This window comes from Romboutsia lituseburensis, from assembly GCF_024723825.1.
Taxonomy (GTDB): Bacteria; Bacillota; Clostridia; order Peptostreptococcales; family Peptostreptococcaceae; genus Romboutsia_F; species Romboutsia_F lituseburensis_A.
Genome location: NZ_JANQBQ010000001.1, coordinates 3,122,209 through 3,138,542 on the forward strand (window position 1 = coordinate 3,122,209; position 16,334 = coordinate 3,138,542).

Below are 16,334 nucleotides of genomic sequence, written 5' to 3' on the forward strand. Positions count from 1 at the left end.
ATAATAGAATACAAAAATTAAAGTTTATTTTGTATTTTAAGTATGTCCTATGATATGTAAAAAAAGTATTACAAAGCAGAATGAAAGTTAAAATGGTTATACATGGAAATAAAGCATAAATATAACAATAGTGTAATAAAATCGTTCGACATTTGTGTTGAATTTTTTACAATATAATGATAGACTAAATAAGTACAAATTCTAAGTACCGAATGAGGTGAGAAAGTGAATATAATCTTAGCATCAGCATCCCCTAGAAGAAAAGAAATTCTAGAAAACACAAATACAAAATTTGAAATAATAAAAAGTGAAATAGATGAGGTTATATTAGCGAATGAATTGCCATCTCAAGTAGTAATGAGACTTGCATTTGAAAAATCTATTGATATAGCATCAAAGCATCCGGATAGTTTGGTTATAGGAGCAGATACAGTTGTAGTTTTAGACAATAATATCTTGGGAAAACCAAAAGATTCAAGTGATGCTTTTAATATGATAAAGCAATTATCAGGAAAGACACATCAAGTTATAACTGGTATTAGTTTAATAAATTTAAATGTAAATCAAAAAATAATTGACTATGTAGTTAGTAATGTAAAGTTCAAAGATCTATCTGAAGAGGACATAAAAGATTATATACAAACTAATGAATCATTAGATAAGGCTGGAGCTTATGGGATTCAAGGTTATGGTGCTATGTTAGTTGAAGAAATTCAAGGAGATTATTTTAACATAGTAGGACTTCCTATATCTAGACTTAGTGATTTATTAAAAAAGCATTTTAATATAAATCTTTTTTATGGAGGGTGATTTATCTGAAGGAATCTTTTAATGTTGCAATGACAGTAAAAGAAATGACGTTAGAAGAAAGACCTAGAGAAAAAATGTTAATGCAAGGAGAGAAGAAATTATCTAACCAAGAGTTATTAGCAATTCTCTTAAGAACCGGAACTAAGCAAAAAAATGCTATAGAATTAGCTAACTATATTATAAGCAAAGACACACAAGGACTAAGATATCTACAAGATATGACTATAGAAGAGTTATGTGAAATTGACGGAATAGGACTATCAAAAGCAGCGCAAATAAAGGCGGCACTAGAGTTAGGAATTAGAGTTGCAAGTGTCAAACCCAAAAAATATAAAATTAAAAATCCTTGGGACATATATAAATTTTATATGGAAGAATTAAGATATCAAAAGCAAGAGATTTTTAAGGTAGTTCTTTTAAATACAAAAAATGAAATTATATCGGATGTAGATGTATCTAGAGGAACTTTAAATTCTTCGTTAGTTCATCCGAGAGAAGTTTTTAGAGAAGCGATAAAAAGAAGCACAAATAAAATAATTTTAATGCACAATCATCCGTCAGGAACTATAGAACCATCTAAAGAGGATAAAGATGTTACATTTAGACTTATTAAGTGTGGAGAGTTAATAGGAATAGAAGTGATTGACCATATAATTATTGGAGATGGTCTGTATTTCAGTTTTAAGGAAAATATGATAATTTGATTTGATAGAGCAGGAAGGAGTAGCAATATGGCTAAAGAGAAAAAAGAAAAAAAAGAAAAGAAGGGGTTCATGTCTATGTTTGGATTTAATAAAATGACAAAGGATATGGGGATAGACTTAGGTACAGCAAATACATTAGTTTATATAAAAGGACAAGGAATAGTAGTTAGAGAGCCTTCTGTTGTAGCAATAAGAGATGATAGTAAAGAAGTTTTAGCAGTTGGTGAAGAAGCTAAAAAAATGATAGGTAGAACACCAGGAAACATAGTTGCAATAAGACCAATGAAAGATGGAGTTATAGCAGATTTTGATGTTACTTCAGCGATGTTAAGTTACTTCATACAAAAAGCAGCATCTAAAAAAGGTGTAGTAAGTCCTAGAATAGCTATATGTGTACCTTATGGTGTAACAGAAGTCGAAAAAAGAGCAATAGAAGAAGCTGCAAGACAAGCAGGTGCAAGAGATGCATATTTAATAGAAGAACCTATGGCAGCTGCTATAGGAGCTGGACTTAGAGTTGAAGAGCCAGAAGGAAACATGGTAGTAGATATCGGTGGAGGTACTACAGAAATAGCTGTAATATCTTTAGGTGGTATAGTTACTGCTAAGTCAGTTAGAATTGGTGGGGACGAGTTTGACGAGTCTATAGTAGCTTATGTTAAAAAAGAATACAACTTAATGATAGGTGAAAGAACTGCTGAAGATGTTAAAATAAGCATAGGATCTACATTTAAAGAAGATCAAGAAACTACAATGCAAATAAGAGGTAGAGATTTAATATCAGGACTTCCAAAGACTATAGAAATAGGTTCAGCAGAAGTTAGAGATGCATTAAAAGAGCCAATAAATTCAATCGTAGATGCAATAAAATCAACTTTAGAAAAAACACCACCAGAATTAGCATCAGATATAATGGAAAACGGAATAATGTTAACTGGAGGGGGAGCATTACTTAGAGGACTTGATAAGTTAGTTAAGCAAGAAACAGGAATGCCAGTTCAAATAGCTGAAAGTCCATTAGATTGTGTTGCAATAGGAACAGGAAAATCAGTTGAAGATCAGGAAATATTTGAAAAAGTATTAATGATGAATGCTAGAAAGTAAATAAAAGTTGGTGATACCTTTGAAATTCGATAAGAATAAAAAAGAAAAAAAGAGGATTAATGTTAAAGTGATAGCAACAGGAATTGTTGCTATCACTTTAATTGGAATTGTAGGAATATCAATCGGAAGATTTGGGGGAACAAATCCAGCAGGACCAGGAGTAATATTAGATGGAATTGCAAGTGTTGAAGGTGGATTTAATAAAGGGTTTGTTTTTTTAAAAGACAACTTCCAAGAGCTTATAAATTATAAGAAAAATGCTAATAAAGTAGCGAAAATAGAAGATCAAAAAGATGATTTAGAGCAACAGGTAATTGAATTGAAGAAAAAATTAGATGAAGTTGAGTCTTTAGAGAACTTAAAGAAGTCACTTAACTTTATAGATGAAAAATATAAAGCAGATAGAGTAGCTGCGAGAGTAGTAGCAAAAAATGATGGGAATTGGTATGACAGTTTTACTATAGGTGCAGGTAGTGAAGATGGAATTAAAAAAGATAGCATAGTTGTAAATGGAAATGGATTAGTTGGTATTGTATATGAAGTTTCAAAGAATTACAGCAAAGCCATATCTCTATTAGATACTAAATCATCTGTAAGTTTTAAATTAATGAAAGATTCTAATTATAAAGGTGTCATAACACAAAATACAACTTTAGATAATAAAGAATCATATAAAAATAAAGGCTATTTACAAGGATATATGTTTGAAACATCTTATGATGTTTTACCAGGAGATGTTGTTGTAACATCGGGATTAGGTTTATACCCAGAAGGAATACCTATAGGTGAAGTAGATAAGGTAATAGATGATAAAAATAAATCTATGAAACATATAGTTGTAAAACCATACGTTAATTTTAAAAACGTAGAAGATGTAATGATTATTGAACCAAGAAATATAGGATAAAGGAGACTGTTAAGAATGAAAAAAGTTTTACTTTGTCTTTTAGGTATTTTGTTAGTTATGGTAGAGAACAGTATAACTAACTATTTAGATATACTAAGTATAAGTTTTAATATAGTTATTATATACATGACGATAATAGCTCTTTACTTAGATGAACTAGAAGTTGGAATAATAGGAGCTATAGTTGGTTTAGTAAAAGATATAACTGTATGTGGTATATTTGGAGTTAATGGATTAGTGTTATTTATAATAGCTTATTCTATAAGTCATTTAAGGGATAAGATATATAAAGAAAGTAGTATGACTATATTTGTTTTAGTTCTTATAACAAGTTTATTTGATTCTTTAGTAAATATAGCTACAGTTAGTCAGGTGTTTAATACTAGCACAATAGCAATATTAGCTCTTAAAGGTATAATTATTATACCTATAGCGAATAGCTTACTAAGTATATTGCTATATAGCATTTCAAAGAAATCTATATTAAAACTTAAAGAAGATTAGTTGGTGATTTAATGGAAGAAAATAAAAAATTAGATAGATTATCTATAATAAGAAATATTATACTAATTGCTTTTGTAGTAATCATATTAAAGGCTGTCTTTATGACAACATTTAAGCATGAATACTATAACCAATTAGCTGAAAATAAAACTTATAAAGAACTTCCTATAAAAGCCCCTAGAGGTGAAATAAGAGATAAATACGGAAGATTATTGGCAGGTAATAAAAACTTATTTACTATTCAGGTATCTGCGGATGGAATTAACAAAAAAGATTCTAATGGAAATTCTATGGCAAATGATATATGTTTAACTTTAATAAACTTATTAGAGAAAAATAATGAAGAATATATAGATGAATTCCCTATATACTTTAAAAATGGAAAATATTATTATACATATGATAAAAAAATAAATGAATTTAAAGATGAAGAAAATATACCGAGAAATTTAAATGCGAAAGAAAGTTTTTATTATATTGTAGATAGAATGATAAAAGAGGGAGTTCTTACTGAGAGTGATAGAGATTTAGATCCTAGTAAACTTCAACAAAAACTTAATGAAAATGGAGTTTACCCACCAATACTAGTAAGTAAATGGATGTTTACAGAAGAAAAAAATAAAAAAGACTGGCTAGAAAGTTATAACATTAAAAATCCGAATATCAGTCCTAAGAATGCTTTCAAAGAAATTAGAAATGAAGAAAGTAAAAAGGACAAAAGTTATAAAATTGATGAAAAATTAAGTGATGAAGATGCTAGAAAGATACTTATAGTTAGGGATTTAATAAAGTCACAAGGATACTCTAGATATAATCCTGTTACTATAGCAAGAGATATTGATCAAAAAACAATAGCTCAAATTGAAGAACGTGCAATGGAATTATCAGGGGTAGCAGTAGCGGTAGAACCAGTTAGAGACTATCCGGAAAATAATTTAGCATCTCATACTATAGGTCATATGGGTAAAATGCCTTCAACACAAGAAAATTATTTCTTAAATAGAGAAGAAGGTAAAAAGTACTCAAAAGGTGATACTGTAGGAATGAGTGGTATAGAAAAAAATTACGAAGAACAATTAAAAGGTGTAGACGGATACAGAAAAGTTCAAGTAGATGCTGTAGGTAGAGTGACAAAAGAACTTGAGGTAAAAGAACCTCAATCAGGAGATACAGTTTATCTAAGCATAGATAAAGATTTACAAGAAACAGCTCAAGATGTATTAAAAAGAACGATTGATGCAGCTAGAGTTGGAGGAACATTTAAAAGTCCACTTGGCAATAAAACTTTCTCAACACCAGCACGAAATGCTAACTCAGGAGCTATTATAGCTGTGGATGTAAAAACAGGTGATGTACTAGCTATGGCAAGTTATCCAGACTATGATCCAAATAAATTTGTAAATGGCATATCATATGAAGACTATAAAGAACTACAACCTAAAAATATGAATGATGTTTTAGCTCCTAATGCACAAGTTAATCTTGCAACCCAAGGGGTATTCCAGCCGGGATCTACATTTAAGATGATAACAGGAATGGCTGCTTTAGATAATGGGTTAAATCCTAATTATGCGATAAATGATACAGGAGTTATATATTTATCTAAAGGTGGTAGACCTTTTGCCGATTATATATGGCATAAATCGAGAAGAAACCATGGATATACAGATTTATATAAAGCTATTCAAGAGTCTTGTAATATATATTTTGCAACGATAGGTAGTGGTAAAAGTTGGACAGGTGGAAGTGATCCAAATGCAAAGATAGGTCCAAATGATATACTTGACTATGCTAGAAAATTTGGATTAGATGAATATACAGGATTAAATAAAGAAATAGATGAGAGAAAAGGTAGCGTACCTAGTGTAGAAGCTAAATTAGAATCTGCAAAATCTTTATTAAGATCATTCCTTGAAAAAGAGATGGCTAATGCATTTACTGATATAACTAAACAAAGTAATGAAGAGGAATATGAAGCTAGAATTGAAGAAATAGTTAAATGGGCAGATGAAAAAGAAACTATAAATAGAATAGAAGCCCAAGAGAGATTAGCTAAACTAAAAGTTAAAGAAGATAAGATTGAATATATTGGTGATAAGATAGTGTTTGACCATTTAAAATTCGCTAAATGGAGTACAGCAGATACATTTAACCTTGCTATAGGTCAGGGTGAAAATCAATATACCCCAGCACAAATGGCTAGATTTACATCAGCTGTAGCTAATGGTGGTGACTTAGTTGAATTATCAGTTGTAGATAGAGTAATAGCTAGTAATTATTCATCTGTTGATATAGATGAAAATGAAAAGGTAAAAGCTGATTTAAAGAAACCAGAAAGGCTAAAAGATTTAACTGAAGGTATGAAGAGAGTTACGACAGTAAGTTCTAATAAATCAATGTTTAGTAACTTCCCTATATCTGTAGCTGCTAAAACAGGTACAGCAGAGAAAAGTGGTAAAATACCTACAGAAAATGAATATAACTATCTAATTGGTCAAATGAGTTCATGTGGTGTAAATAAAGATGAAGCTGTAAAGCTTTCAGAAACTTTAAAAGTTAAAAGAGAAAAAGAGTTATCTGAAGAAAGAAAAAAACAAATACAAGAAGAGTTAAAGTCTAAGGACTTAGATGATAAGAAGAAAAAAGAATTAGAAGAGGAACTTAAAGAAGGTCCTAAGGTAAAATTAGAAAATACAGATAAAATAAACGCAGCTTACTTAAGAAAAGCTATGAAAGAGCTAAATCCTAAGTTAACTGATGATACAATAGACAAAAATAAAAGAAATTATGAACCTTTTTCATGGAGTGTTGGATTTGCACCTGCAGATGATCCAGAAATAGCTGTAGTATGTATGATACCTCAAGGTGAGCAAGGTTCGTATTCTATGATACCTCTTAGAGAAGTTATGGGTGCGTATTTTGGATTATTAGACAACAATAAGACACAAAATAATTCAAAAACTGATGAAAAAAACAAAGAAGAAAATAATAAAAAATCGAAAAATGAAGATATAAATTTCGCATCAAAAATGAAAAAATAAGAGGAATCAAGGGTTTTTTGCAGAATATATAATCATATATCACTCTGGAGGTTGTTATGTCTTTAAAAGATTTTGAAGCCAGAGAACTAGTTGAGTTTAAAGGCAGTAAAGCAGGGATAATAGTAAATATCAAAAGAGAAGCATCTTTTGATGAAATACAGCAAAGCATAATAGAAAGACTAGAGTCATCTGTAGGTTTTTTTAGTGGGGCTAAGATTTGCGCTATTAATTGTGAATGTTTAAGTGATATACAAATTATATGTATAAAAGATTATATATCTTCTAGATTTGACGTTGAATTTGTAGAAGAACATGAAAAAAGACAAATGTCAGAATTTAAAACAAAATATGTCAATAATCTTAGATCAGGAGAGAATGTTGAATTTGATGGAGATGTTGTTGTTTTGTCAGATATGAAGTCGGGTTCACAGGTAAGTTCTACCTCAAATGTTGTTGTTATGGGAAATATAGATCCAGGTGCAAGAGTTGTTGCAAATGGAAATGTGATTGTAATGGGTAGTGTAAAAGGATTTATACATGCAGGTGCAATAGGTAATGAAAATGCTTATGTAGTTGCTAATGATCTTAACGCTAAAGTATTACAAATAGCTCAAAATATAGCAGAAGCACCAGATGATGAAAGCTATGAAGAAAAGATAATTAAACCAGAAATAGCCTTAGTAAGTGAAGGCACAATAGTAATAGAAAGTTACGCATCTAAAATAGTAAAATAAAAGGATTTAATCCATAGGGGGTAGTAATATGAGCGAAGTTATAGTTATAACATCTGGTAAGGGTGGAGTTGGAAAAACTACTACCGCAGCAAACCTAGGAACTGCTTTAAGCTTAGAAAATAAAAAAACAGTTATTGTTGATGCAGATATCGGGCTTAGAAACTTAGATGTAGTTATGGGGTTAGAAAATAGAATTGTTTATGATATTGTAGATGTTGTTGAGGGTACATGCAGATTAAAGCAAGCCCTAATAAAAGATAAAAGATTTGAAAATTTATATTTATTACCAGCGGCGCAAACAAGAGATAAAAATGCTGTTACAGTAGAACAAATGTCAGAACTATGTGATAAGTTAAGAGAATCATTTGATTTTATATTAATAGACTGTCCAGCAGGTATAGAACAAGGATTCAAAAATGCCATAGCAGGAGCAGATAGAGCAATAGTTGTAACAAATCCAGAAGTATCTGCTGTTAGAGATGCGGATAGAATAATTGGATTACTAGAAGCTAATGAAATAAAAGACATTAGATTGGTTATAAATAGAATAAGACAAGATATGGTAAGACGTGGCGACATGATGGGTAAACAAGACATTATAGAAATATTAGCTATAGAATTATTAGGATTAGTTCCTGATGACGAAAGTATAATTGTATCTACAAATAAAGGTGAACCAGCAATTTTAGATAGCAAGTCTTCTGCAGGACAAGCATATAAAAATATTGCCAAAAGAATATTAGGAAATGATGTTCCGTTGTTAGAAGTGTCAACAGATAACAATATTTTTAGCAAATTAAAGAAAATGTTTGGTATGGCCAAGTAGTGAAGGGGGATATATCCGTGTTAGATTTATTTAAAGTTTTTTCTAATGAATCTAGAACTAGTAAATCAGTAGCTAAAGAAAGATTAAAATTAGTTTTAGTACATGATAGGGTGGATTGTTCTCCACAACTTTTAGATATGATTAAGACAGATATTCTTAAAGTTATAGCTAATTATGCTGATATAGAAGAAGATGGTCTGGAAATAAAAATGTCTAAGGCTAGAGGCGAACAAAACGATAGGCCTGTATCAGCGTTAGTTGCGAATATACCGCTAAAAAATATAAAAGACAGAAGTATATAAAATAAAGGGGGGAAATCCCCTTTTATTTCGTATATGAGTAAATTATATTCAGAAAAGTAGGAAGACGGTGAACAGATGATAGAATACAAATCAACTATAAAATTAATTAAACAGTTAGATTGGAAGCTAATAATTACAGTACTTGCTATATTTGGATTTGGACTTGTAGTATTAAGTAGTGCTACACATGCTCAAATAACTGGTAATTATTGGCAAATATATAAACAAGGATCAGCATTTGGATTAGGTGTTCTTATGATAATAGGGATACTACTATTTGATTATAATTTTTTAGGAAAACACTATAAAGCATTATATATAGTTAGTTTAATACTATTAGCTATAATTTTAATTCCTGGAATAGGAGCAGAAAGAGGTGGAGCTAGATCTTGGCTAAATCTAGGACCTCTAGATTTTCAAACGTCAGAGTTAGTTAAATTTACGTTTATATTAAGTTATGCGAAAATAGTAGAATCTAGAAAAGGTAAGTTAAATAATCTTAAAGAGATAATTCCAGTAGTAATATACGCTGTTCCATTTATAGGACTTTTATTTGCTCAACCAGATTTAGGTACAGCAATAGTTTTTAGTTGTATTATAGGTGGAATGTTATTTACAGCCGGTTTAGATATAAAATTAATAAAAAGATGTATAGTTGCTGTTTTAGTAACTTTACCACTTATGTATTTAGTTATGGCACCACATCAAAAGGAAAGGATAGATGCGTTTTTACACCCTGATGATCCAACTAAAAAGGGTAACTATCAAGTTATGCAATCTATGATAGCAATAGGATCAGGAGGCGTAACTGGTAAAGGTCTATACAATGGGACTCAAAATCAAGAAGGATTCTTGCCAGTACAAGAAAGTGATTTTATATTTGCTGTAATTGGAGAAGAATTAGGTGTAGTTGGAATGGCTGCAGTTATAGGGTTATATGCACTGTTCTTAACTAGGATGATTTATATAGCCAAAGAGGCTAAAGATTTTTATGGAACGTTAATTGTAGTTGGGGTTATGAGTATGTTTGCATATCAAATTATTCAGAACATAGGAATGACAGTTGCCCTAATACCGGTAACAGGAGTAACATTGCCATTTATCAGTTATGGAGGAAGTTCATTATTAACATCTTTAGCTAACTTAGGTTTAGTTTTAAATGTATGTATGAGAAGAAAAAAAATAAACTTTTAACTAAATGTGGAGGGGAACATGAATATAGCATTAATAGCACATGATGAAATGAAGAACACTATGATTGGATTTTGTATAGGTTATGAGGCAATATTAAAAAAATATGGTCTATATGCAACAGGAACAACAGGTAAAAAAATCATGGATGCAACGAATCTAAATATAAATAGATTAGCATCAGGTCCTTTAGGTGGAGATCAACAAATAGGGTCATTAATTGTTTCTCAAGAAATAGATTTAGTTATATTCTTAAGAGATGCTTTAACAGCTCAAGCTCATGAGCCAGATATACAAGCTTTAATTAGACTTTGTGATGTATATCATGTACCAGTAGCTACTAATTTAGCTTCTGCTGAAATATTTGTTAAGGCTCTAGATAGAGGAGAGCTTTCTTGGAGAGAAGTTAGAAAAACTACAAGCCAAAGAGTGTAAATTAAAAAGGTTATATATCATTATATGATATATAACCTTTTATTATTTATTTTATTAATTTAGCAAATTCTGCACCGTAGTTAAAACATTCATCTAATGTTTGACAACAAGGGAAGAATTTTTTCTTTACCGTTTCAACAGGCATTTTAAATGCCATTGATTTTAATAAATTTTCTGCCATTGTAATACCTTCTCCACTCCATCCGTAAGATCCAAACACACCAGCTATTTTACCTTGGTTAGCCATTGGATCTATAGTAGAGAATAAATCCCACATAGGTTTAACCATTGTTCTATTTATAGTTGGAGATCCTAATAATATAACTTTAGACATAACTACAGCATCATGCATTTCTTTTAAATTCATTTCCTCTAAGTCGTATAAAGTAACACAAGCGCCTTCAGATATTAGACCTTCTTTTATTTTTTTAGCCATTTCTAATGTATTAGTGTAAGCCGATAAGTAAAATACTGCAACTTGATTTTGATTTGTAGAATTAACAACTTCTGTAGACCAATCAAGGTATCTTTTAACAGCAGCCATAGGATCTTTTGTAAGCATAGGGCCATGAGAAGTTAATATAGTATCAAAATCTATTTTTAAATCTACAACTTTGTTTATAGCATTTAAAACATGCTTAGCAAATGGTTTTACTATACAATCATAATAATGTTTAGAAGACTTTAGATAATCTTCATTCTCAACAGCGTCTGCATCAACATTAGCGAAATGGCAACCGAAAGCATCACAAGTAAATAAAGTTTTTTCTTCTTCTACATAAGTAAACATAGTATCTGCCCAATGTAAAAATGGTGCAGTTATAAATTTAAGATTTCTTTTTCCTATATTTAAAACTTCTCCATCTTTTATAACATGACACTTAAAAGGTTTATTTATTTGCTCAGTTAAATACATTTTAGCTGCATTTGTACAGAAAACTTCTATATTAGGATTTAAATCTAAAAGATATTTTAAACTACCAGCATGATCTGGTTCTGTATGGTGTATAACAACATAATCTATATCAGATACATCTGTAACTTCAGAAATATTTTTTAAGAATTCTTCTTTAAAATTTGGTTTTACAGTATCAAACAATACAGTTTTTTCATCCTTTATTATATAACAGTTATAAGTTGTCCCAAATTCAGTTTCCATTATTATATCGAAAACTTTTAAATCTTTATCAACAACTCCTGTAAAATAAATATCTTTTTTTACTTCAAACACATTACTCATTACAAATCCTCCTAAAAATAACATTATATTAAAATTATACCCACATAGTATGTATTCAAACAAAAAAATACATACATATAAAATAAAGTATTTAATTATATTGAAATTATTAATGTAATATCGCTTTGTTATGCCAGACTATTAAATACAGAGGTACTTATATTTATTATACCTTTAAATTAAGATATAAATAAATAATATATTAGATATTTAATGACATATTTCGAATAAATAATAAAATTTTTATTAGATTACTATAATAAGGAAACAAATTGGAAAAACTATATTTAAATAGTTAATAAAATTTTGATAGATAATATCATATCGTGTATAATAGTAGTTATGCTTATAAAACAATAAACTTATTGGAGGTTTTAAGATACATGAATAAGGTAGACTTAAAAAGAATTTTAAAGAAGGTTGAAAAGCCTGCTAGGTATCTTGGAAACGAGATAAACTCAGTACATAAAGATACGTCAAATAAAGATTTAATAAGATATGCTCATTGTTTCCCAGACTTATATGAAGTTGGTATGAGTCATTTAGGAAGTCATATATTATATGATGTAATAAATAAGGATGAAGATGTATTTTGTGAAAGAGTATATTCTCCGGCAGTAGATATGGAGAATATGATGAGAGAAAGAAATATACCAATGTTTGCTTTAGAGTCAAGACAAGCTATAACTAATTTTGACTTTGTTACATTTACATTACAGTATGAGCTTTCATATACAAATTTACTTAATATATTAGATTTAGCTAATATACCATTATTAAGAGAAGAAAGAAAATCAGAAGATCCTTTTATATTAGTTGGAGGTCCTTGTGCATATAATGTAGAGCCTTTAGCTGATTTTGTAGATATAGCAATATTAGGTGAAGGTGAAGAAGTAAACTTAGAAGTAGTACAAGCATATAAAGAGTGGAAGAAAAATAAAACTACTAGAGAAGACTTTTTATTAAAAATAGCTTCAATAGAGGGTGTTTATATACCTAGTTTCTATGATGTAGAATACAACGAAGATGGGACTATAAAATCTGTAGTACCTAACAGAGACGGTGTACCTGCAAATCCACATAAAAGAATAATAAAAAATATGGAAGAAGTTCAATATCCTGAAAAATTAATAGTACCATTTATAGATACAGTGCATAATAGAATAGTTCTTGAGTTATTTAGAGGATGTACAAGAGGATGTAGATTCTGTCAAGCTGGTATGATTTATAGACCAATAAGAGAAAAAAGTGTAGATAGATTAAAAGAAATATTAGAAAATCTAGTTAAAAACACTGGATATGATGAAATATCATTATCTTCATTAAGTACAAGTGACTATAGTCAATTAGAGGAACTTACAGACTATTTAGTAAATGAATATACGCCAAGAAATATCGGTATATCTTTACCATCTTTAAGACTTGATAATTTCTCAATGGAAATCGCAGAAAAAATACAACAAGTAAGAAAATCAGGTCTTACATTTGCACCAGAAGCGGGAACTCAAAGATTAAGAGATGTTATAAACAAAGGTGTAAGTGAAACTGATTTATCAAATGCTACAAGAAAAGCATTTGAAATGGGATGGAATAGTGTTAAATTATACTTTATGATAGGTCTTCCTACAGAAACTTATGATGACTTAGATGGTATAGCTAAGCTTGCATATGATGTTATAGATACTTATAGAGACGTTAATGGAGGAAAGTTAAGAAGAGCTTTTGGTGTAACAGTTAGTACATCTACATTTGTTCCTAAACCATTTACACCTTTCCAATGGCATGGTCAAGATACTACAGAAGAAGTGGTCGAAAAACAAAGACACTTAGTTAAAAAGTTAAAAAATAAAGATATAAAATATAACTACCATGATTCTAAAACAAGTTTAATGGAAGCTGTAATAGCTAGAGGAGACAGAAGACTAGGTAAAGTTATATATGATGCATTTAAACTAGGTGCTAAATTTGATGGATGGTCAGAGTACTTCAATTTAGATATATGGAAAGAAGCTATGGCTAAAAACGGATTAGAAATAGAATTCTATGCAAATAGAGAAAGAGATTACGAAGAAGTATTCCCATGGGATCATATAGATGTAGGGGTTACTAAGAAATTCTTAATAAGAGAAAATGAAAAAGCTACAAAAGAAACAGTTACTCCTGATTGTAGACATAAGTGTAATGCATGTGGTATTAATGCACACAACATTGGAAGGGGGATGTGTTAATTATGAGTAAAATAATAAGAACTAAATTCAACAAAGAGGGAGATATGATATATATATCACACCTAGATTTACAACAACTTTTACAAAGAGCTTTTAGAAGAGCTGAAATAGAGTTAGTTCATTCTCAAGGATACAATCCTCACCCTAAGATAAGTTATGGAAATGCACTAGCTTTAGGAACAGAGAGTCAAGGAGAATATGTAGACGTTGAGATAGAAGAGGATTTAAGTGTTGAAGAATATTTAAAGAGAATGAATGAACAATTACCAAAAGGAATTGAATTCATTACTGCTATGGAAATAACTAAGCAAACACCTTCTTTAGCATCTACTATAGAATTTGGAGAATATATATACACTCTAGAATTAGAGAAGCCTTTAACTAAGGAATTCATAAAATCTAAAATTTTAGATTTTATGAGTCAAGATGAAATAATTATAACTAAGAAGAATAAAAAAGGTAAACTAGTAGAATCTGATATAAGACCTATGATAAGACAATTTGATATATTAGATTTAACAGAGGATACTTTAACTATAGAAGCTATGATAGCAACTGGATCAAAAGCCAATTTAAACAATTCTGTATTTATACCTAAAATATTAGAAATGTTAGATATAGAGATGGATCCATTAGATGTGGACATACTAAGAAGAGACTTATACGTAATAGATGGAGAAGAATTAGTATCTCCTATGTAATAAAAAGGTGGGTAAAACCACCTTTTTTTATATATAATAAAGTTATGAAACATAAAAAATAACATTTTTGAGCAGCGGACTAAGTCGTTGACGCTATGAGTGAATCAGATTTTTTATATAAAATTATTAAGTAAAAGTTACAAGGAGTTATTATGAAAAAAATAGTAATAGAATCGCTTATTTCATCTCAAAAGACAGCAATATTAGAAGATGATAACCTTACAGAAGTTTTTATAGAAGATAATAAAAAAAGTAAAACTGTATCTAATATATATAGAGGAATTGTAAAAAAGGTATTACCAGGAATAGAGGCTTGTTTTATTGATGTAGGTCTTGAAAAATTAGCTTATCTTCAATTGAAAAAAGACAATAATATAAAAGCTGGACAAGAAATTTTGGTGCAAATAAATAAAGAAGAAATAGGTAGTAAAGGAGCTAAATTAAATTTAGAAATAAGCCTAGCTGGAAGATATTTAGTTTATATACCTTCAAATGATAGAATTACAATATCAAATAAAATAAGGGATGAAAAAGAAAGATTTAGATTAAAAAAAATAGCTAAAAGTATAAGTAAAGATAATTCTGGTCTTATAATAAGAACAGAATCAGTAGGGTGTAGCAAAGAAGACTTAGAAAATGATATAAATGAATTGCATATTAAATATGAAAATATATTAAAAGAGTATAAGCTAGGAATGGGTCCTAAATTATTATACAAAGAATTGGATTTTTCTAGTAAGTATATAAAAGATAATATAAACGAAGATATAGAATTGATAGTAGTTAATAATAAAGATAAATATGATGAATTAAAAGATATATTAAAAAGCATAAAAAAAGAGTATATAGAAAAGTTGAAACTAGAGGAAAATAAGGATATATTTAATTTATATAAAGTTGACTCACAAATAGAAAAAGCCTTAAATAAAAAAGTATGGCTAAAAAGTGGTGGATATTTGATAATAGAAAAAACAGAAGCTTTAACCGTAATAGATGTTAATACAGGAAAATTTACGGGAAATTTAAAGTTAGAAGACACTGTATACAAAACTAATATAGAAGCTGCAATAGAAATAGCTAGACAACTGAAGCTTAGAGATATAGGCGGTATAATAATAATAGATTTTATAGATATGCATAAAGATAAACATAAAAAAGAATTATTAAAGATATTAGATAATGAAATGTCAAAAGATAAACGAAAGTATGAAGTATTAGGTATAACTAGGTTAGGTCTTGTAGAAGTCGCAAGAAGAAGGGAAAAAGATTCACTAGCTAAATATTATTTAGAAGAATGTAATGAATGTAAAAACACTGGGTTTATAAAGTCTATAAATTCTGTGATTGATAATATAGAAAAAGAGATTATTAGAATAAAAGAACATACAACTTATAAAAATATAACTATAAAAACAAGTACATATATATATAAAGAAATTAAGAAAAATTTTGAGTATATAATTGAAAAAATAAGCATAAAATATGATGTTTTAATAAAAATAGAAGAAGATGAAAAAATAAATTCTGAAAAAATAAATATAATTTATAATAGTTAGTTGACAAATGACAAATAAAGTAGTAATATTAATAACTGTAATGCCGCACAG

At 29.2% G+C, this 16,334-nt stretch carries 15 protein-coding genes; 14 read left to right on the forward strand and 1 reads right to left on the reverse strand.

Features of this window, described 5'->3' with window-relative positions; all coding sequences use genetic code 11:
* Positions 1 to 225: 225 nt before the first annotated feature.
* The 11 genes from NWE74_RS15120 to mgsA all read left to right on the forward strand — a co-directional run bounded on the left by NWE74_RS15120 (position 226) and on the right by mgsA (position 10,558).
* Positions 226 to 810 carry a Maf family protein gene (locus NWE74_RS15120; RefSeq protein WP_258243807.1) on the forward strand — a complete coding sequence of 195 codons (585 nt, stop codon included), beginning with the start codon at positions 226 to 228 and terminating at the stop codon, positions 808 to 810.
* Between the two features lie 44 nt (positions 811 to 854).
* On the forward strand, positions 855 to 1,514 hold the full coding sequence (gene radC, locus NWE74_RS15125; protein ID WP_258244476.1) for a RadC family protein: 660 nt from the start codon (positions 855 to 857) through the stop codon (positions 1,512 to 1,514).
* A gap of 27 nt (positions 1,515 to 1,541) precedes the next feature.
* Positions 1,542 to 2,618 carry a rod shape-determining protein gene (locus NWE74_RS15130; RefSeq protein WP_309137291.1) on the forward strand — a complete coding sequence of 359 codons (1,077 nt, stop codon included), beginning with the start codon at positions 1,542 to 1,544 and terminating at the stop codon, positions 2,616 to 2,618.
* A 10-nt stretch (positions 2,619 to 2,628) separates the two neighbouring features.
* On the forward strand, positions 2,629 to 3,525 hold the full coding sequence (mreC, locus tag NWE74_RS15135) for a rod shape-determining protein MreC (RefSeq protein WP_258244478.1): 897 nt from the start codon (positions 2,629 to 2,631) through the stop codon (positions 3,523 to 3,525).
* A 15-nt stretch (positions 3,526 to 3,540) separates the two neighbouring features.
* Entirely contained in the window at positions 3,541 to 4,029 is a 489-nt protein-coding gene (gene mreD / locus NWE74_RS15140) for a rod shape-determining protein MreD (RefSeq protein ID WP_258243808.1), read from the forward strand.
* Between the two features lie 11 nt (positions 4,030 to 4,040).
* Complete coding sequence (locus NWE74_RS15145) at positions 4,041 to 7,070, forward strand: penicillin-binding transpeptidase domain-containing protein (protein ID WP_258243809.1); 3,030 nt, start codon at positions 4,041 to 4,043, stop codon at positions 7,068 to 7,070.
* A 56-nt stretch (positions 7,071 to 7,126) separates the two neighbouring features.
* Entirely contained in the window at positions 7,127 to 7,804 is a 678-nt protein-coding gene (gene minC / locus NWE74_RS15150) for a septum site-determining protein MinC (RefSeq protein ID WP_258243810.1), read from the forward strand.
* Positions 7,805 to 7,832: 28 nt separating this feature from the next.
* Positions 7,833 to 8,630 carry a septum site-determining protein MinD gene (gene minD / locus NWE74_RS15155; protein ID WP_092725396.1) on the forward strand — a complete coding sequence of 266 codons (798 nt, stop codon included), beginning with the start codon at positions 7,833 to 7,835 and terminating at the stop codon, positions 8,628 to 8,630.
* A gap of 17 nt (positions 8,631 to 8,647) precedes the next feature.
* Entirely contained in the window at positions 8,648 to 8,932 is a 285-nt protein-coding gene (minE, locus tag NWE74_RS15160; protein ID WP_258243811.1) for a cell division topological specificity factor MinE, read from the forward strand.
* A gap of 75 nt (positions 8,933 to 9,007) precedes the next feature.
* Positions 9,008 to 10,126, forward strand: a complete 1,119-nt coding sequence (gene rodA, locus NWE74_RS15165; RefSeq protein ID WP_258243812.1) for a rod shape-determining protein RodA — start codon at positions 9,008 to 9,010, stop codon at positions 10,124 to 10,126.
* Positions 10,127 to 10,144: 18 nt separating this feature from the next.
* Positions 10,145 to 10,558 carry a methylglyoxal synthase gene (gene mgsA / locus NWE74_RS15170; RefSeq protein ID WP_258243813.1) on the forward strand — a complete coding sequence of 138 codons (414 nt, stop codon included), beginning with the start codon at positions 10,145 to 10,147 and terminating at the stop codon, positions 10,556 to 10,558.
* Between the two features lie 46 nt (positions 10,559 to 10,604).
* Here the strand turns inward: mgsA and NWE74_RS15175 are convergent, their stop codons facing one another.
* Positions 10,605 to 11,798: an FprA family A-type flavoprotein gene (locus NWE74_RS15175; RefSeq protein WP_258243814.1), complete on the reverse strand. Its 1,194-nt coding sequence runs from the start codon at positions 11,796 to 11,798 to the stop codon at positions 10,605 to 10,607.
* Between the two features lie 383 nt (positions 11,799 to 12,181).
* On the opposite strand from NWE74_RS15175, the gene NWE74_RS15180 reads away from it, so the two are divergent.
* The 3 genes from NWE74_RS15180 to NWE74_RS15190 all read left to right on the forward strand — a co-directional run bounded on the left by NWE74_RS15180 (position 12,182) and on the right by NWE74_RS15190 (position 16,283).
* Positions 12,182 to 14,026 carry a TIGR03960 family B12-binding radical SAM protein gene (locus tag NWE74_RS15180; protein ID WP_258243815.1) on the forward strand — a complete coding sequence of 615 codons (1,845 nt, stop codon included), beginning with the start codon at positions 12,182 to 12,184 and terminating at the stop codon, positions 14,024 to 14,026.
* A gap of 2 nt (positions 14,027 to 14,028) precedes the next feature.
* Positions 14,029 to 14,727 carry a TIGR03936 family radical SAM-associated protein gene (locus NWE74_RS15185; protein WP_258243816.1) on the forward strand — a complete coding sequence of 233 codons (699 nt, stop codon included), beginning with the start codon at positions 14,029 to 14,031 and terminating at the stop codon, positions 14,725 to 14,727.
* Positions 14,728 to 14,879: 152 nt separating this feature from the next.
* Positions 14,880 to 16,283 carry an Rne/Rng family ribonuclease gene (locus NWE74_RS15190; protein WP_258243817.1) on the forward strand — a complete coding sequence of 468 codons (1,404 nt, stop codon included), beginning with the start codon at positions 14,880 to 14,882 and terminating at the stop codon, positions 16,281 to 16,283.
* The last annotated feature ends 51 nt before the right edge of the window (positions 16,284 to 16,334 follow it).